Annotated in this window: 16 protein-coding genes; 10 read left to right on the forward strand and 6 right to left on the reverse strand. The window is 66.8% G+C overall.

Features of this window, described 5'->3' with window-relative positions; all coding sequences use genetic code 11:
* Positions 1-59 precede the first annotated feature (59 nt).
* The 3 genes from H8S61_RS08435 (at position 60) to H8S61_RS08445 (ending at position 4,332) form a co-directional block, all read left to right on the forward strand.
* Positions 60-1,841: an FAD-dependent oxidoreductase gene (locus H8S61_RS08435; protein ID WP_186938668.1), complete on the forward strand. Its 1,782-nt coding sequence runs from the start codon at positions 60-62 to the stop codon at positions 1,839-1,841.
* Positions 1,842-1,984: 143 nt separating this feature from the next.
* Positions 1,985-2,731: a TlyA family RNA methyltransferase gene (locus tag H8S61_RS08440; RefSeq protein WP_015761361.1), complete on the forward strand. Its 747-nt coding sequence runs from the start codon at positions 1,985-1,987 to the stop codon at positions 2,729-2,731.
* Entirely contained in the window at positions 2,728-4,332 is a 1,605-nt protein-coding gene (locus H8S61_RS08445) for a helix-turn-helix transcriptional regulator (protein WP_186938669.1), read from the forward strand. The genes H8S61_RS08440 and H8S61_RS08445 overlap by 4 nt, the downstream gene beginning before the upstream one ends.
* A 179-nt stretch (positions 4,333-4,511) precedes the next feature.
* Here H8S61_RS08445 and H8S61_RS08450 read toward each other — a convergent pair whose 3' ends face one another.
* Positions 4,512-6,161 (reverse strand): FAD-dependent oxidoreductase, encoded by a 1,650-nt coding sequence (locus tag H8S61_RS08450; protein WP_186938670.1) that lies wholly within the window; start codon positions 6,159-6,161, stop codon positions 4,512-4,514.
* Positions 6,162-6,428: 267 nt separating this feature from the next.
* Between H8S61_RS08450 and H8S61_RS08455 the strand changes: the two genes are divergently transcribed.
* A complete protein-coding gene (locus H8S61_RS08455; RefSeq protein WP_160941313.1) occupies positions 6,429-6,794 on the forward strand; it encodes a YccF domain-containing protein in 366 nt (121 codons plus the stop codon).
* Positions 6,795-6,916: 122 nt separating this feature from the next.
* On the opposite strand, the gene H8S61_RS17275 is transcribed toward H8S61_RS08455, so the two are convergent.
* On the reverse strand, positions 6,917-7,777 hold the full coding sequence (locus H8S61_RS17275) for a helix-turn-helix transcriptional regulator (protein ID WP_255466532.1): 861 nt from the start codon (positions 7,775-7,777) through the stop codon (positions 6,917-6,919).
* A gap of 166 nt (positions 7,778-7,943) precedes the next feature.
* On the reverse strand, positions 7,944-9,797 hold the full coding sequence (locus tag H8S61_RS08465; RefSeq protein WP_186938671.1) for an FAD-binding protein: 1,854 nt from the start codon (positions 9,795-9,797) through the stop codon (positions 7,944-7,946).
* A 326-nt stretch (positions 9,798-10,123) separates the two neighbouring features.
* Here H8S61_RS08465 and H8S61_RS08470 point away from each other — a divergent pair, with 326 nt between their 5' ends.
* Together H8S61_RS08470 and H8S61_RS08475 are read left to right on the forward strand one after the other, a co-directional pair.
* A complete protein-coding gene (locus H8S61_RS08470) occupies positions 10,124-11,797 on the forward strand; it encodes an FAD-binding protein (RefSeq protein ID WP_186938672.1) in 1,674 nt (557 codons plus the stop codon).
* Positions 11,798-11,805: 8 nt separating this feature from the next.
* On the forward strand, positions 11,806-12,429 hold the full coding sequence (locus H8S61_RS08475) for a hypothetical protein (RefSeq protein ID WP_015761353.1): 624 nt from the start codon (positions 11,806-11,808) through the stop codon (positions 12,427-12,429).
* Between the two features lie 111 nt (positions 12,430-12,540).
* Here the strand turns inward: H8S61_RS08475 and H8S61_RS08480 are convergent, their stop codons facing one another.
* The gene (locus H8S61_RS08480; RefSeq protein WP_186938673.1) at positions 12,541-13,953 is read right to left on the reverse strand and encodes a helix-turn-helix domain-containing protein; all 1,413 of its coding nucleotides are present in this window, start codon (positions 13,951-13,953) and stop codon (positions 12,541-12,543) included.
* Between the two features lie 286 nt (positions 13,954-14,239).
* Between H8S61_RS08480 and H8S61_RS08485 the strand changes: the two genes are divergently transcribed.
* Positions 14,240-14,551, forward strand: coding sequence for a type II toxin-antitoxin system RelB/DinJ family antitoxin (locus tag H8S61_RS08485; protein WP_186938674.1), 312 nt, complete (start codon positions 14,240-14,242; stop codon positions 14,549-14,551).
* On the forward strand, positions 14,548-15,003 hold the full coding sequence (locus H8S61_RS08490) for a type II toxin-antitoxin system VapC family toxin (protein ID WP_186938675.1): 456 nt from the start codon (positions 14,548-14,550) through the stop codon (positions 15,001-15,003). Before H8S61_RS08485 ends, H8S61_RS08490 begins: the two co-directional genes overlap by 4 nt.
* 64 nt (positions 15,004-15,067) lie before the next feature.
* Here the strand turns inward: H8S61_RS08490 and H8S61_RS08495 are convergent, their stop codons facing one another.
* Both H8S61_RS08495 and H8S61_RS08500 read right to left on the reverse strand, forming a co-directional pair.
* Entirely contained in the window at positions 15,068-16,432 is a 1,365-nt protein-coding gene (locus H8S61_RS08495; protein WP_160941309.1) for a PFL family protein, read from the reverse strand.
* Between the two features lie 226 nt (positions 16,433-16,658).
* Entirely contained in the window at positions 16,659-17,630 is a 972-nt protein-coding gene (locus H8S61_RS08500; protein ID WP_186938676.1) for a biotin--[acetyl-CoA-carboxylase] ligase, read from the reverse strand.
* A gap of 386 nt (positions 17,631-18,016) precedes the next feature.
* Here H8S61_RS08500 and H8S61_RS08505 point away from each other — a divergent pair, with 386 nt between their 5' ends.
* The gene (locus H8S61_RS08505) at positions 18,017-18,676 is read left to right on the forward strand and encodes a TetR/AcrR family transcriptional regulator (RefSeq protein ID WP_015761347.1); all 660 of its coding nucleotides are present in this window, start codon (positions 18,017-18,019) and stop codon (positions 18,674-18,676) included.
* A 12-nt stretch (positions 18,677-18,688) separates the two neighbouring features.
* Positions 18,689-23,380 (forward strand): 2-hydroxyacyl-CoA dehydratase, encoded by a 4,692-nt coding sequence (locus tag H8S61_RS08510; protein ID WP_186938677.1) that lies wholly within the window; start codon positions 18,689-18,691, stop codon positions 23,378-23,380.

Raw genomic sequence — 23,380 nt, forward strand, 5'->3', positions numbered from 1 at the left:
CCCGCGTTCGTGCAAGACTGAGCCCGTGTTCCGCAACTGATCGCAAGGAGGGAAATCGCATGGAACTGAATCGCCGAGATTTTCTCAAAGGGGCTTTGGCAACAGGCGCGTTGGCGGCTACGGGAAGCGCGCTCGCGGCATGTTCGCCTTCGGGCGGCGCTGCGTCCGAAGGGGGCGCGGCCAGCGCGGGCTCGGCAGCGGGCGCGTCCGACGTGCTGACGGCCGACAGCTACCAGCAGATGAAGTGGAGCTTCGAGATTCCGCCCGAGCCGGTGGCCGATGCCGACATCGCCGAGACCATCACGCACGACATCGTGGTGGTGGGCGCGGGCATGGCCGGATTGTGCACGGCGGTGTCGGCCGCCGAGCAGGGCGCCGACGTCATCGTGTTCTCGGCTAGCAGCAAGCCCATCAGCCGCGGCGGCTCGAACCACGCCATCGGGTCGAAGTACCAGAAGGCGAAGGGCATCGATTATTCGCCCGAAACCGCGCGCGAGATCGTGAAGGCCGAGCAGACCGCCGGCACGTACCTCATGGACAAGAAGAAGTGGGAGCGCTGGATCAACCACTCGGGCGAGTCCATCGACTGGACCATCGACCATATGGAGAAGCAGGGCCTCAAGTGTTGCCTCGAGCCGGGCTACTACGATCCCGACGGCACCATCACCGTGCCGCCCGCGTCGCACAACTTCTACACCGATGAGCAGCCTTTCGGCGCCCTGTACGGCGCGCCGCTCGAAGCGCAGGCGTACGCCGATATCTTCACGGGCGATTTCGGCGGCGAGATACACTACAAAACCGTCGCGCAGTACCTCATCCGCGAGGATGACAACACCGGGCGCGTGTCGGGCGTCGTGGCGCAGCGCGAGGACGGCTCGTACGTCAAGTACGTGGCGAACAAGGCCGTGGTGCTGGCCACGGGCGACTTCTCGAAGAACCCCGACATGATGGCGAAGTACAGCCCGTGGGCGTGGGAGCACTTCAAGGACGCGCTCTCGTTCGGCGACGTGGATTACGATGCCGAGCTCGTGTACTCGGGCCTCATGCCCGGCGACGGCCAGAAGATGGGCCTGTGGGTGGGTGCCGCCTGGCAGAAGACGTACCCGGTGCCGCCCATGATCAACGGCGGCGCGTCGGGCCCGGCCCACGGCGTGATCTCCAACTTCTGGGGCCTCAACATGGACATCCACGGCGAGCGCTACCAGAACGAGTGCACGAACTTCGCGTACGGCGCCATCTCGGTGCTGCAACTTCCGCAGAAGACCGCCTACGCCGTGTGGGATAAGGCGTACGCCTACACGCAGGACGAGTGGGAGCAGTTCGGATGCTGCATCGACCACGAGAACGGCATCATGCCGCTCACGCCCGACGAGGTGATCGCGTCGTGGGACAAGAACGCCGAGGGCGGCAAGGAGTCCATCGGCACGGGCGCCACGTACTACAAGGCGGACACCATCGAAGAGCTGGTGAAGCAGATGGACGGCATCGACCAGGAGCAGGCGCTGGCCACCATCAAGCAGTACAACGAATACGCCGAACAGGGGCTCGACGAGCAGTTCCACGTGAATCCCGAAATCCTGTTCCCCATCTCCACGCCGCCGTTCTACGCCACGAAGATCACGGGCGCCACGTTCCTCACCGTGTGCGGCGGCTTGCGCACCGACGAGAACATGCAGGTGTGCGACGAGAACGACACGCCCATCGAGGGTCTGTACAACACGGGCATCATGACCGGCGACTTCTACGCCAACACCTACAACTTCGTCATGCCCGGTCAGAACCTCGGCGCCGTGTGCGGCACCCTGTCCTACCTGCTGGGTCGCGACCTGGCTGCATTGTAAGCGCAGCTCGAACTCCTGCTGTTCCTCCCTCCATGCGGCCGCCTTCGGGCGGCCGCGGCTCGGTGAGGACGGCGGCTTCTCGTCGTCCTTAGGTTGGTGCCGCCTTCGCCGGTGCGGACGTGGTTTGCTCTATACTGTTTCCCATGAAGAAGATCAGACTTGATACGCTGCTGGTTGAGCAGGGGTACTTCGCGGACGCCGGCGCGGCGCTGCGCGCGGTGCTCGCCCACGAGGTGAAGGTGGACGACGTGTACGCCACGAGCGCGGCGCTCAAGGTGGCGCCCGACGCGGAGGTCGTGGTGAAGAACCGCAAGCGCTTCGTGTCGCGCGGCGGCCACAAGCTGCAGGGCGCGCTCGACGCGTTCGGGCAGCGCGTCGAAGGCCTGCGCTGCCTGGATATCGGCTCGTCCACCGGCGGTTTCAGCGATTGCCTGCTGCAGGCCGGCGCGGCCAGCGTGGCGTGCGTCGACGTGAACTACGGGCAGCTGGCGTGGAAGCTGCGGCAGGACCCGCGCGTGGCGGTGTTCGAGCGCGTGAACATCAAGCTGGCCGACCCGGCCGAGCTGGGCGCGCCCTTCGACGTGCTCGTGGCCGACCTCAGCTTCATCGGCCTCGCGGCGCTCGCGCCCACGTTCGCGCGGTTCTCGCAGCCGGGCACCGTGTTCATCGGCCTCGTGAAACCCCAGTTCGAGTCGCGGCCCGACGAGACGGAGCACGGCGTGGTGCGCGACGAGGCCGTGCGGCGGCGCACGGTGGACGAGGTGCGCGCGGCGCTGGTCGCTGCGGGGTTCGGCGTGGCAGGCGTGGTGGAGTCGCCCATCACGGGGCCCGAGGGCAACGTGGAGTACCTCGTGCGCGCGGTGTTCGAGGGGAGTGGGGTGGCGGATTGAGCGCGACCGAGCAGCAGGTGCCTTCTTGGGATTTCAAATCGTTCGCGGCACGGTACCTGCCGGGCTTCTCGTTCTCGTTTCTGGGAACGGGCCTCGTGCTCGTGTGGATACAGTGCATCCTGTACGCGCGCTACATCTGGGTCGATTCCGGGCTGACGACGGTCGCCATCAACTTCGCGCGCTGCGGGTGCATCGTCGTGCTGGGCGCCGTGGCGCTGCACCGTGCGTTCTCACCGAGGTTCGAGAACGTGCTCGGCTGGATCTCGGCCGGGCTCATGACGCTGGGCAGCCTGCTGTTCTTCGTGCAATCGCTGTTCCCGTCGTTGCCGTTCACCCTGGTGGCGGCCGTGTGCTCGGGCGTGGGGCTCGCATGGGGCGGCGGCATGTGGATCACGTTCTACATCCGGCTGGGGTTGCGCGAGGCGCTGCTGGCGGCCTTCGCGTCGCTGGCGCTGTCCACCGTCATCGGCATCTTCATCGGCATCGTGGAGGAGAGCACGGCGTTCTTCGTCAGCATGCTGCTGCCGATGGTGACGCTGGTCATGTACTTCCAGGCGCAGAAGACGCTCGACGAGCGCGAGCGGCGCGGCATCGTGGCGCCGCCGCCCGACGACGTGTACGCCGCCGAGCCGCGTTCCACCATCGTGCGGCTCGTGGTGGGCATCGCCCTGTTCAGCTTCGTGCTGGGCGTGTCGCGCGGGTTCCCGTTCGGCGAATCCATCAAGCTGTCGCCCGTGTTCCACCTCGTGCAGCACCTCGGGGTGACGGCCGCCGGCCTCGGCATCATCTGGTGGACGCTCGTGAAGGGGCGCGGGTTCAAGTTCGCCGTGCTGTGGCAGGCGCAGCTTGCCGCGCTGGCGGTGGGCGTGATCCTGCTGTCGACGCTCGATCCGCTCGTCAGTGAGGTGGGTGCCACCCTCATCGCCATCACGAACCTGTTCCAGGTGGGGTTCTTGTGGTTCGTGTCGTACGACGTGGCGCGCCATCGCGCGCTGCCGCCGTACCTCATCCTGGGATTCTTCTGGTTCCTGCACCTGTTCTTCCGCGAGAGCGGTCGGTTGGCGATGTGGTGGCTCGGCGATGCGGGCGGGGCCGAGCAGATGCTCATCGTGGCCACCATGATCTGCCTGCTGGCCGTGAGCGTGGGCTTCTTGCTGACCGATTCCATCCCGCGCGTTCGGCCGCTGTTCGCCGAGGTGTGCGGGCGCTGCCGGTTCCGTGCCGAGACGGAGACGGCGCTGCGCGAGGGTCGTCTGACCAGCGTGGACGAGCGCGTGTGGCGCCCGGAGGAGCACGGGGTGGCCCCGCTGGCCGCCGCGGCTCCGGTGGCGACAGCCTCGGCGGCCTCGCGGGTCCCGACGGCCCCGGCAGCTGCGATCGAGCCGCCCTTCGACCGCGAGGCGTACGTGCGCGAGCGCTACGGCCTGACGAACCGCGAGGCCGAGGTGCTCATGCTGCTGGCCGAGGGCCGCAGCTCGTCCTACATCGCCGGCGAGCTGGTGCTGTCCGACAACACGGTGCGCAGCTACGTGAAGAACATCTACCAGAAGCTCGACGTGCACTCCAAGCAGGACGTCATCGACTTCGTGAAGGCGCTGTAGGCGCTCGCGCGTCGCGGAATCTCGCCCGTTGCTCCCTCGCGCCGTGGATGGCCCCCAGGGAGACGGGGGCTGTCCCCCCGCGGGGCATCCGCCCGAAACGCACCGCGCCCCGGCTGGGAGGCAGCCGGGGCGCGCGGGAGGGAAGGGACGTCGTCGAGAGTGGCGTGCGGCGCGAGGCGCTAGGCGTTCGCGAGGGCGCTGCGAGCGGAGATGCGGCCGAAGATGAGGCACTCGGCGATGTTGCCGCCGCCCTGGTACACGCCGCTCCACACCGAGCCGAACTCGCCGGCGGAGTACAGGTTGGGAATGGGCTTGCCGTCGGGATCGAGGATCTCGCCCTGGGCGCTGCGCACGGGGCCGCCGTCGGTGTTGAGGAACGACGGGCAGCACAGCTGCGCGTAGAACGGGGGCGTGGTGATGGGCGTCAGCGTCTTCTCGGGACGATGGAAGTACACGTCCTTGCCGTTGGCGCAGCACTCGTTCCACTGGTCCACCGTGGCAGTCAGCTCGTCTGCCGGCACGCCCATCTGGCTGGCGAGGTCGTCGATGGTGTCGGCGGAATAGGCCAGCTTGTCGGCCACGGGGTCGCTCGTGGTGTCGGCGGGGATGGCGCCGGCCTCGAGGCCTGCCTGGTCGAACACGAACCATGCCTTGCGCGGCTGGGCCAGGTGCGGCCATTCGCCGCCGATCTGCATATGGCCGTGGCGGCTGCCGACGGAGACGGACGGGTCGTCCCTGTAGGCGATGTCGGACTTGTTGCTGTAGCCGTCCCAGTCCATGTAGTAGCGGCGGCCGTTCACGCCCACGGTGATGCCGTACTGCTTCGGGCACGGCGAGATGATCTGGTTGTTCGTGAACTTCGTGTTCTCGAGGTCGCGGCCGGCCATCCAGAAGCCCGCCACGTGCTCCATGTGCCAGAAGTCGGCGCCGATCTTCATGCAGGCCTTGTGGCCGTCGCCCGTGTTGCCCTCCTCGACGGCGGGATGGGCACCGCCCTGGCCGATGAAGTCCTGGCGCATCGTGGGGTTGGCCTCGAAGCCGCCCGTGCACATGATGACGCCCTTGTTGGCCTTGACGTTCTTGCCGTCGATGACCGCGCCGAGGATCTGCTTGGTGCCGGGGTCTTGGATGAGCTCGCTCATCGGGGCGCCCGTACGGTACTCGATGACGTCGGAGTGATCGGCGATGACGCGGTCGAGCAGCTTCGTGATGTGCTTGTCGCCCTTGATCTCCACGTCCTTCTTGCCGGCGACGGTCAGCTTGCCCAGCGCGTAGCAGTGCTCGAACTCGGGCCACTCGGGCGTGGACTTGAGCGGGTCGTCCTTGGTGGTGGGGGCGATGATCGACGCTTCCTCGACCACGCCGCCCAACGTGTCGAACACCCAGCTGTAGTTCTCGGCGGCGCCCTTGGCGTAGGCGGCGATCACGTCGTCGGGCGTGGTGCCCTCCTCGCCGCGCATCTCCAGCATGTACTGGTTGAACGCTTCCTCGTCCTCGGCGTACACGACGGTGCCCTTGCAGTACGGGCTGTTCCCGCCGGGCATCGTGCCCTTCTCGGCCAGCAGGCACGTCGCGCCGTTGCCCTCGAGCGCCACCGTGATGGCGGCGGCCTGGCCGGCGCAGCCCGCGCCGATGACCACGACGTCGAACTCCTCGTCCCACTTCGTATCGGTGCCGGCAGCCGCGGCGGCCGTGCCGCCGTCTCCGGTGTTGGCGGAGCCCTGCGGCGCGCAGCCGACGATGCCGAGGCCGGCGGCACCGGCGAGGGCGACGCCGGCGGTCTTCAAGAACGTGCGACGGCTCTGCTCGAACGGGGTGCTTTCTTTCATGATGGTCCTCCCTGTCTCCGTGGTGCTGCGATGCAGCTTTCCGGTCCGTGCGCATCCACCGGCCCTCCCGTCGCTGCCGGGATGCTGCGATGGTTCCCGCGCATCGGACGAGGAGCATGCTATCCCGCCCGCCGTTACGGCGGCACCCCCTAAGTGCAGCGTTTTGGTAGGGAATGCGCGCACCCCGCAAAATGCGGGGGCAGGGGGTGGTATGCTTGCGAACTGGGAAAACGTTAGATCGGGCACCGCGGCGCGAAAGGATGCTTCATGAGCGTGATCGGCAATATACTGTGGTTCGTCTTCGCGGGGTTCTGGCAGGGCGTGAGCTGGTGCCTCGTCGGGCTGCTGTGGTGCATCACCATCGTGGGCATCCCGGTGGGCACCCAGTGCTTCAAGATGGCGGGGCTCGCGTTCTTCCCGTTCGGCAAAGAGGTCGAGTACGGCGGCGGCGCGGGGTCGGCTGTCCTCAACGTGCTGTGGTTCATCTTCGGCGGCGTGTTCTTGGCGCTCGAGGCGCTGCTCAACGGCGTGCTGCTGTGCATCACCGTCGTGGGCATCCCCTTCGGCCTGCAGTGCTTCAAGCAGGCGAAGCTGGCGCTGCTGCCCTTCGGCGCGGTGGTGCGCGGGAAGTAGGCGTTGCGAGCGCGGCGGGTGTTGCGAGTGCGGTGGGTGTTGCGAGTGCTCCGCGGGCGCGGCGAGTTCGGTGGGCGCTGCGGCGCGGCGAGTGCGGCGAGCTCGCCGCGCCGCACTCGCCCTTACGCCTGCTGCTCGAACAGCACGAGCAGTTCTTCCTTGTTGCCGGTCTGCGTTTTCTGGTAGATGTGCCGCAGGTGCGTCTTCACCGTGTTCTTCGAGATGAACAGCGATTCGGCCACGTAGTCGAGGCGGTGCCCCGTCACCCACAGCTCGAGGATCTCGCGCTCGCGCGCCGTGAGCCCGGCCACATCGACGATGCGGTCGAGACGGCGTTGCAGCACGTCCTCCGCATCGACGATCACCTCGGTCGGATGGTCGCTCGTGGCGAAGAAGTACATGCCGGGCACGAGGATGAGCAGCGCGAGGATGGACAGCGCCGCCGGGTCGAGCGGCGCGAGCATGCCGACGCCCGTGCCGATCGCGCGGACCGACCACGTGCCGGGCAGCACCTGGATGAGCGCGAGCACGGCGACGGCCAGGGCGAGCGAGCCGGCGGTGCGGGCGATGATGGAGCGCAGGGGAAGCTGGGCGTACGCCTCGCCCCAGGCGAGGTCGATGATGGGCAGCACGAGCGCCGACAGCAGCAGGTCGACGGTGAGGAACTGCTGGGGCAGCACGCCTGCGGCGGTCAGCGGGTAGCCGAGGCCGCCGACGATCTGGACGATCATGGCGGCCGCGATGAAGCCGGAATGCAGGCGTGCGGGCGACAGCCGTTTCCACAGCGCGGTGGTGACGAGGGCCGATACGGCGAAGGCGCAGAAGAACGCGAAGCGCGTGCTCACGAGAGCGCCGGTGTCGGAGAAGCCGCCTCCCAGCGATGGCGTGGGCGACAGTACGAGCAGCAGGGTTGCCAAGTACAGGCCCCTGCCGAGGTACAGCCACGATGCTGCGGTTCCCGATGCCCCTGGTGTGCGCGTCAAACGCCCCTCCTCGCTTGCTGCTTCGCTGCTTCTCGGAGCTTCCATTATAGCCAAAACGCGGCCCGGAGGGGCCGCGTTCGGTGGCTCGGGCGCGGGGAGGGGAGGGCGCGCCCGAGCATTCAGGGGAGGGATGGCGATCGGTGGGGCGGAGGGGCGGCCGGCCGTCCTACGCTTTCCGCTGCTCGATGTCCTCGGGCGCGATGGTTGCCAGGCGCTTGCCCAGCAGCATGCCCTCGGTCATGCACAGCCCCAGGCTCATGCCGCTGATGGGCGTGCAGTAGTTCACGATGTAGCGGTTGCCCGAGTTGTTGCCGGCGGAGTACAGGCCGGGAATGGGGAACAGGTCGGAGTCCAGCACGCAGCCGTTGAAGTCGGTGTCGAGGCCGGTGGTCTGGCAGAGGCCGACGTAGATGTCCTCGGCGTTGCCGGTGACCGCGTAGAACGGCGGCGTGGTGAGCGGCTTCATGATGCGCGCGTCCACGGCGAAGTCCTCGTCGAGGCCGGCTTCGGCGTACTGGTTCCACTTCTCCAGCTCGGACAGGGCGTTGGCCTTCTGCTCCTCGTTGTAGCAGCCGATCTTGTCGAGCAGCTCCTCGAAGGTGTTGGCGCAGTACACGCCGTCCTTGCTGGGCTCGGTCGACGAGGGGTCGAGGGCGGCCATCTGCTCCTGCAGCGGGTCGATGCCGTGGAAGGTCACCTTCGACGTGAGGTTGATGGCGCCGTGCGCCGGCGGCATGCACGCGATGGTGTCGAGGTAGTTCGCGTCGGCCACCGAGACGATGACGCCCTTCGGCTGGCGGCTGGACTGGTAGCCCGAACCCTCGGTGCCGCCCGCGCACTCGTTGCAGAAGCGCAGCCCGCGCTGGTTGAGCAGCATGAAGCCCGGGCCCCACGGCGCGGTTTCCCAGGGGCCCGACTGGCCCGTGTTCATGCCCGTGCGCGGGCCGGCCTCCACGTGGCCGCCTGCCCACACGCCCAGCTTGATGCCCGCGCCGTCCTTGACGCCCATGCCGCCGGAGGTGGCCAGCTCGATGTTGCCGTAGTTCTCGGCCAGGTGGCGGTACTCGTCGTTGATGTCGCGGATCATGTCCTCGTTCGCCTGGAAGTCGCCGGCGGTCAGCACCACGCCGCGCGTGCCTGTGTAGCGCACGTAGCTGTCGTCGTCCTGGTTGCGCGCCACGACCGCCACCACGCGCCCGGAGTCGTCCTTCTCGAGGTACTCGGCGTACGTGTTGAAGTGCCACGCGGCGCCTTCCTTGATGGCCTGCTCGCGGTGATGCGTCATAACCACCGAGCCCCATTCCCAATCGGAGCCGCCGCCCGTGACGGGACGGTGGACGATGGTGGACTTGTAGAACTGGTAGCCGGAGGGGTCCATGACCATGCGGTCGTCGGCTTCGGCCGAGTAGATGTTCACGCGGTCGGTGTTGTGGTAGAAGTCGGGGTCCACCTCGTCGATCTCGGAGATGCTCCAGTCCATGATCTGGCCGGAGTAGTCGACGAAGTTGCGGATGAGGCGCTGGTTGCTGCGGTTCGCGTTGCGCACGAGCCAGTTCGTCATGAAGTTGACCTTGTCGATGCGGTCGGCGCCGTGCTCGATCGCCCACTCGCTGTTGATGATGGCCACCTCGCCGCCGATGTAGAAGAAGCTGTCCTCGGGCTGCGCTTCCACGACGCAGACGCTCGCCCCGTTCATGGTTGCCGAGCGCGCCGTCCAGGTTCCCGCCTGGCCGCCGCCCACCACCACGACGTCGAAGGTGCCGCCGTCGGCGATCTTCGCCTCGTCGACCGGCTCGGGCGGGGTGCGCCAGTCGGCCGCCGCCTGGCTTTGCCAGCGATGCTCGGGCTTCGCGCTGCCGTCGGCCGCGTCGGCCTCGGCGACGGCCGACTTCGGGCTGCACCCGGCCAGCGCCCCTGCCGCGGCCAGGCCGGTGACGGCTGCGCCCGTGAGGAAAGTGCGGCGCGAGAGGCCGCGGTTCGCCTTGTTCTGTCCGTTCGTTCCGTTCTCGTTGTGCTTCATGGTCGTGATCCTTTCATTCCCCATCTTGGCCCTCCTGTGCGCCGCTCGGCGCTGCCAAGGTTCGTCGTGCATCATGCCCGGCAACGTGGGATCGCGCGTCATTCCTCAGAGGTGAATGTGCGAACGACCGGCAAAAAAAGAAAAATCACCCCTGAGGAATGACGCGGATTTTCGCGTCAACCACCCGCTTCGTCAGGGTGGGCGCGCGCAAGTCACTGCTGAACGGGTGGCGGATCCACCCGCAACGGGGGGACTGCCGCGAACGCGTCGAGCCTACTATCGAAAGCGTAAGGGCGGCATGAGCCGTGCGGATCGAAGGAGGAACGATGGAACAGTTCAGCAGGCGGAGTTTTTTGAAAGGCGCAGGGCTGGCGGCAGTGGGAACCGCTGCGGTCGGGCTGGTCGGATGCGGGTCGGCTGCCGCGCAGGAGCAAAAGGATTGGTGGATGCCCGAGGCGTGGGACGAGGAAACCGACGTCGTCGTGGTGGGGTACGGCGCGGCCGGCGTGGCCGCCACCATCACCGGCCTGGACGCCGGCCTGGGCGTGATCACGCTGGAGAAGTCGAGCGAGCCCGACGGCGGCAACCTGGGATGCGCGACGGGCTGCATCCAAACCTGCATGAAGCCCGACGATGCCGACGGCATGGTGGAGATGCTGCGGCATTTCAACCAGGGGTCGGTGAGCAAGGAGGACGGCGACGTGCTGTATCCCGCCATCGTCGAGCAGGAGATCGAGGCGGGCGCGTGGCTCGACTCCCTCGAGGACCTCGAAATCTACTGGGTTTGGCGCGATTACGGCGATCCCTCGCGCATGACCGGCGAAGTGGCCTGGTCCGAACGCGGCGATGCGGGCGGTTCTGAGCTGTTCGGGAACTTCCACGAAATCGCGGTCGACAAAGGGGCCGATATCCGGCTCGCCACGCCGGCGAAACGCCTCGTGCAGAATCCCGAGACGAAGGAAATCCTCGGCGTCGTCGCCGAAGGCTCCGGCGGCGACATCGCCATCAAGGCCAAAAAAGGCGTCATCATGGCGTGCGGCGGCTTCGAGGGCAATCCCATGATGCAGCAGTGGTACACCGGATGGGGCATCCACCTGTTCCCGTGGGGCACGCCGCACAACACGGGCGACGGCCACCGCATGTGCGTCGAAGCGGGGGCGCAGCTGTGGCACATGGACTGCTCCGAGATAGGATCGCCGTGCTACCGTCTGCCGTCCGAGCAGGTGGGGTGCTCGGTGAGCATGCAGTCGGCGGGGCATTTCCCCGACGCCTCGTCGTGGCTCTTCGTCAACTACAAGGGCGAGCGTTTCGTGAACGAGACGAAGAACCTTTCCCATGCACCGCAGCACACGCGCAAGCGCACGGTGTGGTACGACATGGACACCGACACGTACGAGTTCTCCAACCTGCCGTACTGGATGGTGTTCGACCAGGCGACGTTCGACGCCGCACCGCTGTACATCCAGTCGACGAAGCCGAAGTCGCTCGTGTCGTACGCGGGCGTTCACCAGCTGCTCGGCCAGGAATGGACGAACGCCTGGGCGCTCGAGCAGGGGTGGATCGTGAAAGCCGACACCATCGAAGAACTCGCTGCGGCGATGGTGGGCACGTCTCCTTCGGGCACGAAGTACGAAGGCGTCGACGCCGCAGCGCTGGCGGCGACGGTGGAGCGCTGGAACGCCGGCTGCGAGGCGGGCGCCGATTCCGATTTCAAACGCGATCCCGAGACGATGGCGGCGTTCGGCGACGGGCCGTTCTACGCCATCGAGATGGGCATGGGCATGATCAACACCCAGGGCGGCCCCAAGCATAACGAGCACAACCAGACGCTCGACACGAACGACGAGGTGATTCCCCGTCTGTACAACGTGGGCGAGTTCGGGTCGCTGAACGGCGGCAACTACAACCTGGGCAACATAGCCGAGGCGCTGACCACAGGCCATTTCGCCATGCTGCATGCAGGCGATCTCGAGCCGTGGGATGCGAGCGACGGAAAGTAGGAGCGCTCATGAACGTATCCGCGAAGAAAGGCATGCGCGCGTTGGCTCCCGCGGCGATCTTGCTCGCGCTGTGCGCGTCGCTTGCCGGGTGCGGCGGCACGCCGCAGCAAGCGGGCGGTGAGGCGGGCAAGGCGGGCGATACGGCCCAGGCGGCGGCGAGCGACGCTCCGTTCTCCTGGTCGGCCGATGCCGATTGCGGTCTGTGCCATGCGACGCAGTCGTCGTCGCTGACGGACTCGTCGTGCCAGGTTTCGGCCAACCATGCCAACCTGCAATGCGTGCAATGCCACACCGATGAAAACGGCCTTGCCGCAGCCCATGACGGCGTCACGCTGGCCGATACGAAGGGAGCGAAGAAGCTGTCGAAGACTTCGGTCGAGCAGGATGCGTGCGTGAGCTGCCACGCCGACGCGGGCGCACCCGAGGCCGCCGCGTCCTCGACGGCGCTCACCGACGACCAAGGCACGACGGTGAACCCGCACGACCTGCCGCAGAGCGCAAGCCACGACACGTTGACCTGCGGAAGCTGCCATACGATGCACGATGAGAAACCGCTTGAAGAGACGGCGGCCGCAGCGTGCACGCAGTGCCACCATCAGAACGTGTACGAGTGCTATACCTGCCACGAGTAAGCGAGTCTCGCTGAACGACCCCGCGTGCCCGCCGCTCTCCCTCCCGGCGGCGCGGTACGGCCTGACGGCCAAGATCGCCCTTCCCTCGGCGATCTTGGCCGTCCGCATGCGCTATCGGCGCTCGTTCACCAGGCGGATGAGCTCTTCCTTGCTGTGCACGTCGAGCTTTGCGTACAACTGCTTCGTGTACCAGCGCACGGTGTTCTCCGACAGGACGAGAATGTCGGCGATTCCCTTCTTCGTGTGTCCGCGGTAGAGCAGCTGCATGATCTCGCTTTCGCGATCGGACAGAGAGAATTCATGCTTCACCTGGCCCCATCCCTTGTCGGGGTCGTCCACGGGATACGAGGGCGCAGGCTGCTCGTCGTGCAGGTTCTGGGCGGTCATGAAAAAACAGCTGGCCAGGAACACGAACACGCAGATGGCCGTCGCTTGCACGATGTGCTCCTCGATGGGGAGCGTCCCGTAGGCGCTTGCGAGGGCGCTGTACGCTGCGATGCCGCCGGCGACGGATGCTTCGTACAGTCCGCGACCGATGCCGAACACGAAGCAGGGGTGCTGCGCGCTTCGCTGGGCGAGCTTGATCAGCACGAGGTACAACAGCACGAGCACGAGGTTGCGCGCCAGGGAAAGCGAGATGTAGGCGATGGCGGACGAGGCGCCGGCTACGAACCAGAGCATGAGCAGCAGGAACGTCAGCGCCAGCAGCATCGAGTTGGCCAGCGCCTTCGCCCGTGCGTTGTCCTCTCGGGCGACGAGCCACATGAAGAGGAGGAAGGGCAGCAGGGCGCGCAGCGCATAATTGGCGAAGGCGATCGCGTGCTCGTGCGACGAGCTGGGAATGGCCCCCTGCAGAATGCTGAATATGATGCCGTTGCCGAAAATCACGGCGTACACGATGACCTGGACGACGAGGAAAAGGGAGGACGATCGGCGCGGCTGCTTGCGAAGCGTGGTAGCACCCGGTCGATTGACCAGGAGGTTCGACGTCCCATCCCAAGCGCGACGCGCGCAGATGATGGAGCCGAACGGCAAGACGCAGGCGACGGCGAGGACGGGAGCGGTGCCGGTCAGGGAGAAGATGCTCATGACGAGGCAGATGAGGGCCCCGAACGAGAACCCCAGCAAGATGAATCCGCAGGCGTCTTTGGTTTTCATGCTGCTGTAGATGAGGAACCACGACGAGAAGCAGAAGGCGATGCCGAGCCCGCTTATTGCGCCCGCAGCGACCTGGGCGAAAACGGGAAGCGACACCGAAGCGATGCCGAGCAGCGGCGTGACGCAGAGGGCGACGGCGCTGAGCGGATGGAAGAGGACGTGCGGGTCGCGTTCGGCACCGGGTCGAAACAGCAGGGCTATGGCGAGCAGGGCCGCCAGCATGCCCAGATGGAAGGCGAGTTGAAAGGCAAGCGTGTCGAACACCACGCGTTGGCTCACCACGAACATCCAGGCTTGCGGGAAGCAGAGGCCCAAGAACAGCGCATTGCGTTTCGGTCGGTAGACGCGCGTCAGCTGGTCGATCATCGATATCCCCTCCTGCTTGAAGGGGCGCCGCGCGCTTCGCGTTTCTCCCCCGCGCCGCGCCCTCGTTTCGAGCTTATCAGGTGAACTCGATCCGAACAAGGATGATGCGATGGCGCAGGTTTTTTGGAATTATGCCGATGACCTGGGAATACCGTGTATTGTGCCAACGCGCGCGCAAAGTCCACCCCGATCGGGTGGGGCACAGACGAACGCGGTTTCGGCACGCCTTGAGATTCGCAGCTCTCCATGCTATCATATGTTGTACGTACAACATTGGAGGTGCAACATGGCTGATGCGATGGTGACGGCGCGCATGTCGGCGGAGAAGAAAGAGGCGGGCAACCGCATGCTCGAGCAGTTGGGCACGAACGCCTCGCAGGCGGTGAATCGCCTGTACGACTACGTGCTGGAGAAGAAGCAGCTGCCGTTCCCCGAGCAGCAGGGGCGACGGAAGTACACGCAGGAAGAAATCGCGCAGGCGATCGCCTGGGTGGATAGTATTCCGCGGAGGGATCGCTTCTCCACCATGACCGACGATGAAATCAGGCGGGAGCGCTTGGTGTCGCGTGGTCTTGCGACGAGTAAGGATTTCTCATGAGGCTGATGCTCGATTCGAATATCGTGATTGACTATATCAAAGTGCGAGAGCCCTTTTATGCGAGTGCTCGAAAGCTAGTGATGCTGGGGTTTCTCGCGGAGCACGAACTCTGGTTCAGCTCGGCACAAGCGAATGACGTCTTCTATACCCTGACTGGCGGAGGGAGGCCTTCGCAAGCTGCCCAGCTGAAGCAGGATCTCAAGAAGATGCGACAAGGGATGCGCATCTGCGGTGTTAACGAAGTTCAATTTGACGCAGCGCTCGATTCGTCGTGGGTCGATCTGGAGGATGCGTGCGTGTACCAGTGCGCGCTCAGGTTGAAGGCCGACGCCATCATCACGCGCAACCAGAAAGATTTCGAGAAGTCGACCATCAAAGTGTTCGACTGCGACGAGCTGTTCGCCTACTTGGCCGAGGAAAAGGGTCTCACCTACGAGGAAATACCCTGGTAACGAGAAGGCGGCCCCCGCAGGGCCGCCTTCGAAAAGCGTGCTGGATGCAAGCGCCGCCGCCGCGCTAGTTCTTCAGGGAGTTCAGGGGGGCGGGCATGCGGCCGCCGCGGTGGGCGAATGTGGTGCCGGCGTACTGGTTCACGGGCATGACCGGGGCGTAACCCAGCAGGCCGCCGAAGTCGAGCTGGTCGCCCACCGTCTTGCCGATGGCGGGGATGAGGCGGACCGCGGTGGTCTTGCTGTTGATCATGCCGATGGCGCATTCGTCGGCGATGATGCCGAAGATGGTCTCGACGCTCGTGTCGCCGGGGACGGCGATCATGTCGAGGCCCACGGAGCACACGCAGGTCATGGCTTCCAGCTTCTCGAGCGACAGCGCGCCGTCTTCGGCCGCGCGGATCATGCCGGCATCCTCGGACACGGGGATGAACGCGCCGGACAGGCCGCCGACGGACGAGGACGCCATGACGCCGCCCTTCTTCACCGCGTCGTTGAGCATGGCGAGCGCGGCCGTGGTGCCGGGGCCGCCGCACTGGCCCACGCCGATGGCCTCGAGGATCTCGGCCACCGAGTCGCCCTCGGCCGGGGTGGGGGCCAACGACAAGTCGAGGATGCCCTGCTGCACGCCCAGGCGCTTGGACGCCTCGCGCGCCATGAGCTCGCCGGCGCGCGTGATCTTGAACGCGGTGGCTTTGATGGCCTCGGCCACCGACGTGATGTCGGCGTCTTTCGGCAGGTCGGCCAGCACGGCGCGCACCACGCCGGGACCCGACACGCCCACGTTCACCACTTCGTCGGCCTCGCCCGAGCCGTGGAATGCGCCGGCCATGAAGGGGTTGTCCTCCACGGCGTTGCAGAACACGACCAGCTTTCCGGCGCCGATGCACTGGCGATCGGCCGTGGCCTCGGCGGTAGCCTTGATGATGCCGGCCATCTTGAGCACGGCGTCCATGTTGATGCCCGCGCGCGTGGAGCCCACGTTCACCGACGAGCACACGTTGTCGGTGACGGACAGCGCGTGGGGGATGGACTCCATCAGCTTGTTGTCGGCTTTCGAGGCGCCCTTGTGCACGAGCGCGCTGAAGCCGCCCACGAAGTCGACGCCCACCTCTTTGCCGGCCTTGTCCATGGCCACGGCGATGGGGGTGAGGTCGTGTGCGCTCGTGGCGGCGCAGATCTCGGCGATGGGCGTGACGGAGATGCGCTTGTTCACGATGGGGATGCCGTACTCGCGCTCGAGCTGCTCGGCCGTGGGCACGAGGCGCTCGGCGGCGGTGGTCATGCGGTCGTACACCTTGCGTGCCATGACGTCGATGTCGGCGTCCGTGCAACCTCGCAGGTTCAGCCCCAGCGTGATCGTGCGGATGTCGAGGTGCTGATTGCTCACCATAGCAAGCGTCTCGGCGATTTCAGCAGGCGTGATCTGCATGATGCCCCGTCTTTCTCTCAAGCGTTGTGTGATCGTGCGGAACAGCATAGCAAACCCCGTGGTCGGCGGCGTCGCGGTTCGCTCGATTTCGACGTTTCTTCTCAAGGGCAGCCCGAGGAAGGGAACGGATGTTTCACGTGAAACATCGGCGCGATCAAGTGGCGTGCGGGTTGCGCGCGGGTTGCGCGCGGCGCGCGGCCACCTGCGCGGGCGGCGCGGCGGTGGGCTAGGTGAGCCGGGTGCTGACCTCGCCGTGGGGGAGCTCGCGGCGGGTTTTGTCGGGCAGTTCGACGACCAGCTTGAAGTCGGGCGTGAGGTCGACGGCGCGGGCGCGCACGCGCGAGGGGCCCTGGCGCACGACGAGCGGTTGGCCCAGCAGGAAGCACCGGCGGCGGTACTCGTCGTAGAACGAGGCGTCGGCCACGTGCCGGTACAGGTTCCAGAAGCGCGCGAGGATGGCGGCGGCCAGCTCGCAGCGCACGGCGCCCGTGCGGTCGTCGAGCACGGCGCCCGCCACGTCGGCGATGTCGCGAGGGAAGCCATCGGCCGGCGGTTTCACGTTCACGCCGATGCCGAGCACCGCGTGCTCGAAGCGCCCCGACTCCATGTCCACCATGCCCTCGGTGAGGATGCCCGCCACCTTGCGCTCGTCGCAGTAGATGTCGTTCACCCACTTGATGAGGGCTTCCTTGCCGGTCACCTGCTCGATGGCCTGCGCGCCCGCCACGGCGGCGGCGCAGGTGAGGAACTGGCCACGGTCGGCGGCCAGCGTGGGGCGCAGCACGATGCTGAGGTACAGGCCCGAAGACGCGGGGGAGAAGAACGTCTTGCCGGGGCGTCCCTTGCCAGCGGTCTGCTCCTCGGCCACGATGACGGTGCCCTCGGGCGCGCCTTCGGCGGCGCGGCGGCGCGCCTCGGAGTTGGTGGAGTCCACGCGCTTGCGCACGGAGATGGCGAAGGGGTGGCCGGGCGGCAGGAACCGCTCGATGCCCTGGGGCGACAGCAGGTCGTTCTCCTGCGACAGCGCGTAGCCCTTGTTCGTGACGGCATCGATGGCGTACCCCTCGGCGCGCAGCGCCTCGACGGCTTTCCACACTGCGTTGCGGCTCACGCCGATGGCCTGCGCCATCGCGGCGCCCGACACGTAGCGCTCGCGGTTCTCCTCCAGCAGGCGCAGCAGTTGTTCCTTGGTTCCCATGGGTGCATGGTAGGAGAGAGGGGCCGATCGTGTCAACGCGATCGGCGAAAGAAGGTGACAATGGGCGGAAGGCACGCGAGGCGCGCGAGGGCTTGGGGGCGCGAAGGCGCGGGGGTGGGCGAAGAAACGAACGAATGTTTCACGTGAAACATTCGGCACGCCGCCGCACGGGGAAGTGCGCGCGGCGCGCCGCACGGGGAGACGTGCGCGGCGCGCCGCAGGCAAGGCGCGCCCCACGGGAGGCGGACGCCTCGCAGCACGCCGCGCGGCGCGCCTCGTGTGAAGGCGGGGTTCTCCCTCGTTGTGTTCCGGGGCGCTAACAGGTATACTGCTCGTTATTCGACAAGTTGTTCATTATTGACCCAACTGTTCAATTAGAGGTGATCATGACCACGACAACCGTTTCGCCCGCTCCCGTCGCTGTCGCGACGGCGCGAAGCACGGCTGCCCCGCAGGATCGCCGCATCACGCGATCGAAGCGCGCGCTCAGCGACGCGCTCATCGAGCTCATGGAGGAGCGCAGCTTCGACGGCTTCTCGGTGAACGACCTGTGCGAGCGCGCCGATCTCAACCGCGGCACGTTCTACAACCACTTCCGCGACAAGGACGACCTGCTGGCCCAGTTGGAAGCCGAGGTCATGGACGACCTCGACCGGCTCCAGGCGCAGATGCAGAACCTCACCGTGCGCGAGCTGCTGGGCTACCGGGCGCGCAAGAAGCCGCTGCCGCTGCTCGTGGAGCTGTTCGACTACCTGCGCGAGCAGGGCGCGTTCCTTCACGCGGCGCTGGGCCCGGGCGGCGACGTGGGCTTCGGCCCGCGCCTGCGCGACTCCGTGTGCACCAACCTCGTCCAATCCATCCTGCACGAGCGCTACCGCAACGATCCGTCGCCGTTCGTCGGCTACTACGTCGCGTTCTTCGCGTCCGCGTACCTCGGCGTCATCACGCGCTGGATCGAAACGGGCATGCAGGAAAGCTCGGAGGAGATGGCCCTCATCGCCATGAGGCTGTTCTTCATCAAACCGGGCGAATCGATCAAGCTGTAAGGCAAGGGAGCTATGGAAGAGAACAACAACCTGCATATCGGCATCGACGTGGGCTCCACCACGGTCAAGCTGGCCATCCTCGACGAGGCCCACGAGGTGAAATTCTCGGTGTACCGCCGCCACCACGCCGACGTGCGCGCCACCATCGTGGAGGTGCTTTCCGAAGCGGCGGCCGATTTCGGCACCGATCGCATGACCATCGCCATCACGGGATCGGGCGGCCTGCTGCTCGCGCAGTGGCTGGGCATCGAGTTCGTGCAGGAGGTCATCGCCTCGAAGACGGCGGTGGAAACCTTCATCCCCGTCACCGACGTGGCCATCGAGCTGGGCGGCGAGGACGCGAAGATCATCTACTTCGATCAGGGCATCGAGCAGCGCATGAACGGCACGTGCGCCGGCGGCACGGGCGCCTTCATCGACCAGATGGCCGCGCTGCTGAACACCGATGCGGGCGGCTTGAACGTGCTGGCGCAGGGCGCCACCACGCTGTACCCCATCGCCAGCCGTTGCGGCGTGTTCGCGAAGACCGACGTGCAGCCGCTCATCAACGAGGGCGCGCGCAAGGAGGACATCGCCGCGTCCATCTTCCAGTCGGTGGTGACGCAGACCATCAGCGGCCTGGCGTGCGGCCGCCCCATCCGCGGCCACGTGGCTTTCCTCGGCGGCCCGCTGCAGTACCTCCCCGAGCTGCGCAAACGCTTCTACGAGACGCTGGAGCTGGACGACGAGCACATCATCGTGCCCGAGAACGCCCACCTGTTCGTGGCCAGCGGCTGCGCCATCGCGGGCGCGGCCAGCGAGACGGTGAAGGCCGAGCTGCTGGACGACGTGCTCGACCGCCTGAAGAACCTCGGCGACATCCAGGGCTCCGAAGTGGTGCGCCTGCCCCCGCTGTTCGCCAGCGAGGACGAGTACGCCCAGTTCAAGGATCGCCACGACGGCGAATGCGTGCGCCGCGGCGACCTCATGTCCTATGAGGGCACGGCCTACCTCGGCATCGACGCCGGCTCCACCACGTTCAAAGCCGCGCTCATCGGCGAGGACGGCGCGCTTTTGTGGTCGCACTACGCCAGCAACAAGGGTGACGTGCTGGGCTGCGCGCGCACCGCGCTGAGCAACCTGTACAACGAGATGCCGGTGGACGCCGACACGGGCGAGCCGCTCGTGCACATCGGCCACGCCACGGTGACGGGCTACGGCGAGCATCTGCTGCTGGAGGCGCTGCGCGTGGACTCCGGCGAGATCGAGACGGTGGCGCACCTGCGCGGCGCGCAGGAGATGCTGCCGGGCGTCGAGTTCATCCTCGACATCGGCGGCCAGGACATGAAGTGCCTGCGCGTCAAGGACGGCGTCATCGACCACATCATGCTCAACGAGGCGTGCAGCTCGGGCTGCGGCAGCTTCATCGAGAGCTTCGCCACGGGCCTCAACCTGGACGTGGCCGAGTTCGCGCAGACCGCCATCAAGGCCGAGCGTCCCGTCGACCTGGGCAGCCGCTGCACCGTGTTCATGAACAGCCGCGTGAAGCAGGCGCAGAAGGAAGGCGCCACCGTGGGCGACATCGCCGCGGGCCTGGCCATCTCCGTCATCAAGAACGCGCTGTTCAAGGTCATCAAGATCCGCGACCCGCACGATGTGGGCACGAAGGTCATCGTGCAGGGTGGCACGTTCCTGAACGACGCCGTGCTGCGCGCGTTCGAGCAGCTGTCCGAGGTTCAGGCCGTGCGTCCCGACATCGCCGGCAACATGGGCGCGTTCGGCGCCGCGCTGCTCGCGCGCGACCGCTACCACTCCGCCGTGGCGCTCGAGGCGCGCAAGGCCGAGGCCGGCGCCGCGTGGAGCTCCGAGAGCGAGCAGCCGGCCGCGCCCGTCGCGGTGGGCTCGAGCCTGCTGTCGCTCGAGCAGCTGGCGGCGCTGTCGCCCACGCACAAGACCGTGCGTTGCAAGGCGTGCTCGAACCACTGCCTGCTCACCGTCAACGACTTCGGCGTGGACGAGACCACGGGCAAGCACCGCCGCTTCATCACGGGCAACCGCTGCGAGAAGGGCGCGGGCACGCTCGACGAGAGCAAGAACGTGCCGAACCTCTACGAATACAAGAGCAGCCGCCTGTTCGATTACGAGCCCCTCGCGTCCGAGAACGCCCCGCGCGGCAGCGTGGGCATCCCGCGTGCGCTCAACCAGTACGAGAACTACCCGTTCTGGTTCACCTTCTTCACGAAGCTCGGCTGGCGCGTGGTGCTGTCCGACCCGTCCACGAAGAAGACCTACGAGGCGGGCATCGAGTCCATGCCGTCCGAGTCGGTGTGCTACCCGGCGAAGCTCAGCCACGGCCATATCATGAACCTGCTGGACAAAGCTCCCGACTTCATCTGGTTCCCGTGCAGCAAGTGGGAGCGTCAGGAGGACGAGGGCGCGGGCAACCACTTCAACTGCCCCATCGTGGCCAGCTACCCCGAGGCGCTGCGCCTCAACATCGACGAGCTGCGCACGTCCGACGTGAAGCTGCTCACCCCGTGGCTGCCCTACGACCAGAAGGAGCACCTCAAGAAGCGCCTGTTCGTGGAGCTGGTCGAGGCGCACCCCGAGCTCATGGGCTCGGCCGCCGCGCCGACGCAGGCCGAGGTGGACGCCGCCGTGGACGCCGCGTGGGCCGAGGACGAGGCCTTCAAGCGTGACATCCGCGCGAAGGGCGAGGAGACGCTCGCCTGGATGGAGGCCACGGGCACGCACGGCATCGTGCTGGCGGGCCGCCCTTACCACAACGACCCCGAGATCAACCACGCCATTCCCGAGCTGCTGACCAGCTTCGGCCTGGCCGTGCTCACCGAGGACTCCATCGCGCACCTCGGCACGCTCGAGCGCCCCATCCGCCTCGTGGACCAGTGGATGTACCACACCCGCCTGTACGCGGCGGCGAAGGTGGCCACCGAGCGAGCCGACCTCGACCTCATCCAGCTCAACAGCTTCGGCTGTGGCCTCGACGCGCTGACCACCGACCAGGTGCAGGAGATCCTCGAGGCGGCGGGCAAGGTGTACACCGTGCTCAAGATCGACGAGGTGTCGAACCTGGGCGCGGCGCGCATCCGCGTGCGCTCGCTGCTGGCGGCGCTCAAGGACCAGGCCGACGAGAAGGCCGACGCCGAACGCATGCCGCGCGGCTGCCCCGCCGTCAGCTTCGATCCCGACACGTTCGAGGCCACGCCCGAGGCGGCCATCGACGCGAAGACGGGCCAGACCGAGGCCGCCATCGCGGCGAAGCTGACCGGCGCCACCCCCGAGACGTTCACCCAGAAGGCGGCGCCCGAGGTTGCCGAGCGCTTCCGCCAGCGCGAAGGCGCCACCACCGAGTTCCCGCGCGCGGTGTTCACGCAGGAGATGAAGGATGCGGGCTACACGATCCTCTGCCCGCAGATGGCACCCATCCACTTCGACCTGCTCGTGGACATCTTCAAGCGCAACGGCTACAACTTCGAGCTGCTGCCGTCGGTCGACCACGGCGCGGTGGACGCGGGCCTCAAGTACGTGAACAACGACATCTGCTACCCGTCCATCCTGGTCACCGGTCAGATCATGGAGGCGGTCATGTCGGGTCGCTACGACACCGACAAGCTGGCCGTCATCATCACGCAGACGGGCGGCGGCTGCCGCGCCACGAACTACATCTCGCTCATCCGCAAGGCGCTGGCCGCCGTGGGCCTGCCGCACATCCCGGTGATCGCGCTGTCGTTCAAGGACCTCGGCGAGGAGAACCCGGGCTTCAAGGTGACGCCTTCCATGCTGCTGCAGGCGGCCTACGGCATCTTCTACGGTGACCTGCTCATGATGGCGCTGTACCGCACGCGTCCCTACGAGGTGGAAGCGGGCAGCGCGAACCGCCTGTTCGACCACTGGATGGCCACGTGCAAGGCCCAGCTGCGGCGCGGGCTCAAGCGACGCGAGTTCAAGGAGACGGTGCGCCGCATCGTGGAGGACTTCGACACGCTGCCGCTGACCGGCGAGGGCACGAAGCCGCGCGTGGGCGTGGTGGGCGAGATCCTCGTGAAGTTCCACCCGACGGCAAACAACCAGATCGTCGACGTCATCGAGCGCGAGGGCTGCGAGGCCGTGGTTCCGGGCCTGGCCGAGTTCTTCCTGTTCGGCATCGCGGGCGGCATCTTCCAGAAGGACCCGCTCGGGCGCTCGGCGAAGGGCGCGGTGGGCTCGCGCATCGGCCTGTGGGCCATCGCGAAGCTGCGCGCTCCCATCACGAAGGCGCTCGAGTCGTCGAGTCGCTTCGAGGCGCCGGCCGACATCTACGAGCTGGCCGAATACGCCAGCGAGATCCTGTCGCTGTGCAACTCGATGGGCGAGGGCTGGCTGCTGACGGCCGAGATGGTGGAGCTCGTCCGCACCGGCGCGCCGAACGTGGTGTGCACCCAGCCGTTCGCGTGTCTGCCGAACCACGTGGTGGGCAAGGCCGTCATCAAGGAGCTGCGCCGCCGCTACCCCGACAGCAACATCGTGGCGGTGGACTACGACCCCGGTGCGTCCGAGGTGAACCAGCTCAACCGCATCAAGCTGATGATCTCGGTGGCGAAGGCGAACCTGGCCGACAAGGAAGCCGAGGCGAAGAAGACGCGTGATCGGTTCGTGAGCGCCGGGCGCCCCCAAGCCACCCAAGAGGACGCCGGCGAGCTCGAGATCGAGACGAAGCGCGCGTAA

Origin of the sequence: Eggerthella hominis, from assembly GCF_014287365.1 — a bacterium.
GTDB lineage: Bacteria > Actinomycetota > Coriobacteriia > Coriobacteriales > Eggerthellaceae > Eggerthella > Eggerthella guodeyinii.

Coding starts and splice junctions, on each gene's coding strand:
- H8S61_RS08435 (WP_186938668.1), top strand. CDS start 60: ATGGAACTGAATCGCCGAGATTTTCTCAAAGGGGCTTTGGCAACAGGC.
- H8S61_RS08440 (WP_015761361.1), top strand. CDS start 1,985: ATGAAGAAGATCAGACTTGATACGCTGCTGGTTGAGCAGGGGTACTTC.
- H8S61_RS08450 (WP_186938670.1), bottom strand. CDS start 6,161: ATGAAAGAAAGCACCCCGTTCGAGCAGAGCCGTCGCACGTTCTTGAAG.
- H8S61_RS08455 (WP_160941313.1), top strand. CDS start 6,429: ATGAGCGTGATCGGCAATATACTGTGGTTCGTCTTCGCGGGGTTCTGG.
- H8S61_RS08465 (WP_186938671.1), bottom strand. CDS start 9,797: ATGAAGCACAACGAGAACGGAACGAACGGACAGAACAAGGCGAACCGC.
- H8S61_RS08470 (WP_186938672.1), top strand. CDS start 10,124: ATGGAACAGTTCAGCAGGCGGAGTTTTTTGAAAGGCGCAGGGCTGGCG.
- H8S61_RS08475 (WP_015761353.1), top strand. CDS start 11,806: ATGAACGTATCCGCGAAGAAAGGCATGCGCGCGTTGGCTCCCGCGGCG.
- H8S61_RS08480 (WP_186938673.1), bottom strand. CDS start 13,953: ATGATCGACCAGCTGACGCGCGTCTACCGACCGAAACGCAATGCGCTG.
- H8S61_RS08485 (WP_186938674.1), top strand. CDS start 14,240: ATGGCTGATGCGATGGTGACGGCGCGCATGTCGGCGGAGAAGAAAGAG.
- H8S61_RS08490 (WP_186938675.1), top strand. CDS start 14,548: ATGAGGCTGATGCTCGATTCGAATATCGTGATTGACTATATCAAAGTG.
- H8S61_RS08495 (WP_160941309.1), bottom strand. CDS start 16,432: ATGCAGATCACGCCTGCTGAAATCGCCGAGACGCTTGCTATGGTGAGC.
- H8S61_RS08500 (WP_186938676.1), bottom strand. CDS start 17,630: ATGGGAACCAAGGAACAACTGCTGCGCCTGCTGGAGGAGAACCGCGAG.
- H8S61_RS08505 (WP_015761347.1), top strand. CDS start 18,017: ATGACCACGACAACCGTTTCGCCCGCTCCCGTCGCTGTCGCGACGGCG.
- H8S61_RS08510 (WP_186938677.1), top strand. CDS start 18,689: ATGGAAGAGAACAACAACCTGCATATCGGCATCGACGTGGGCTCCACC.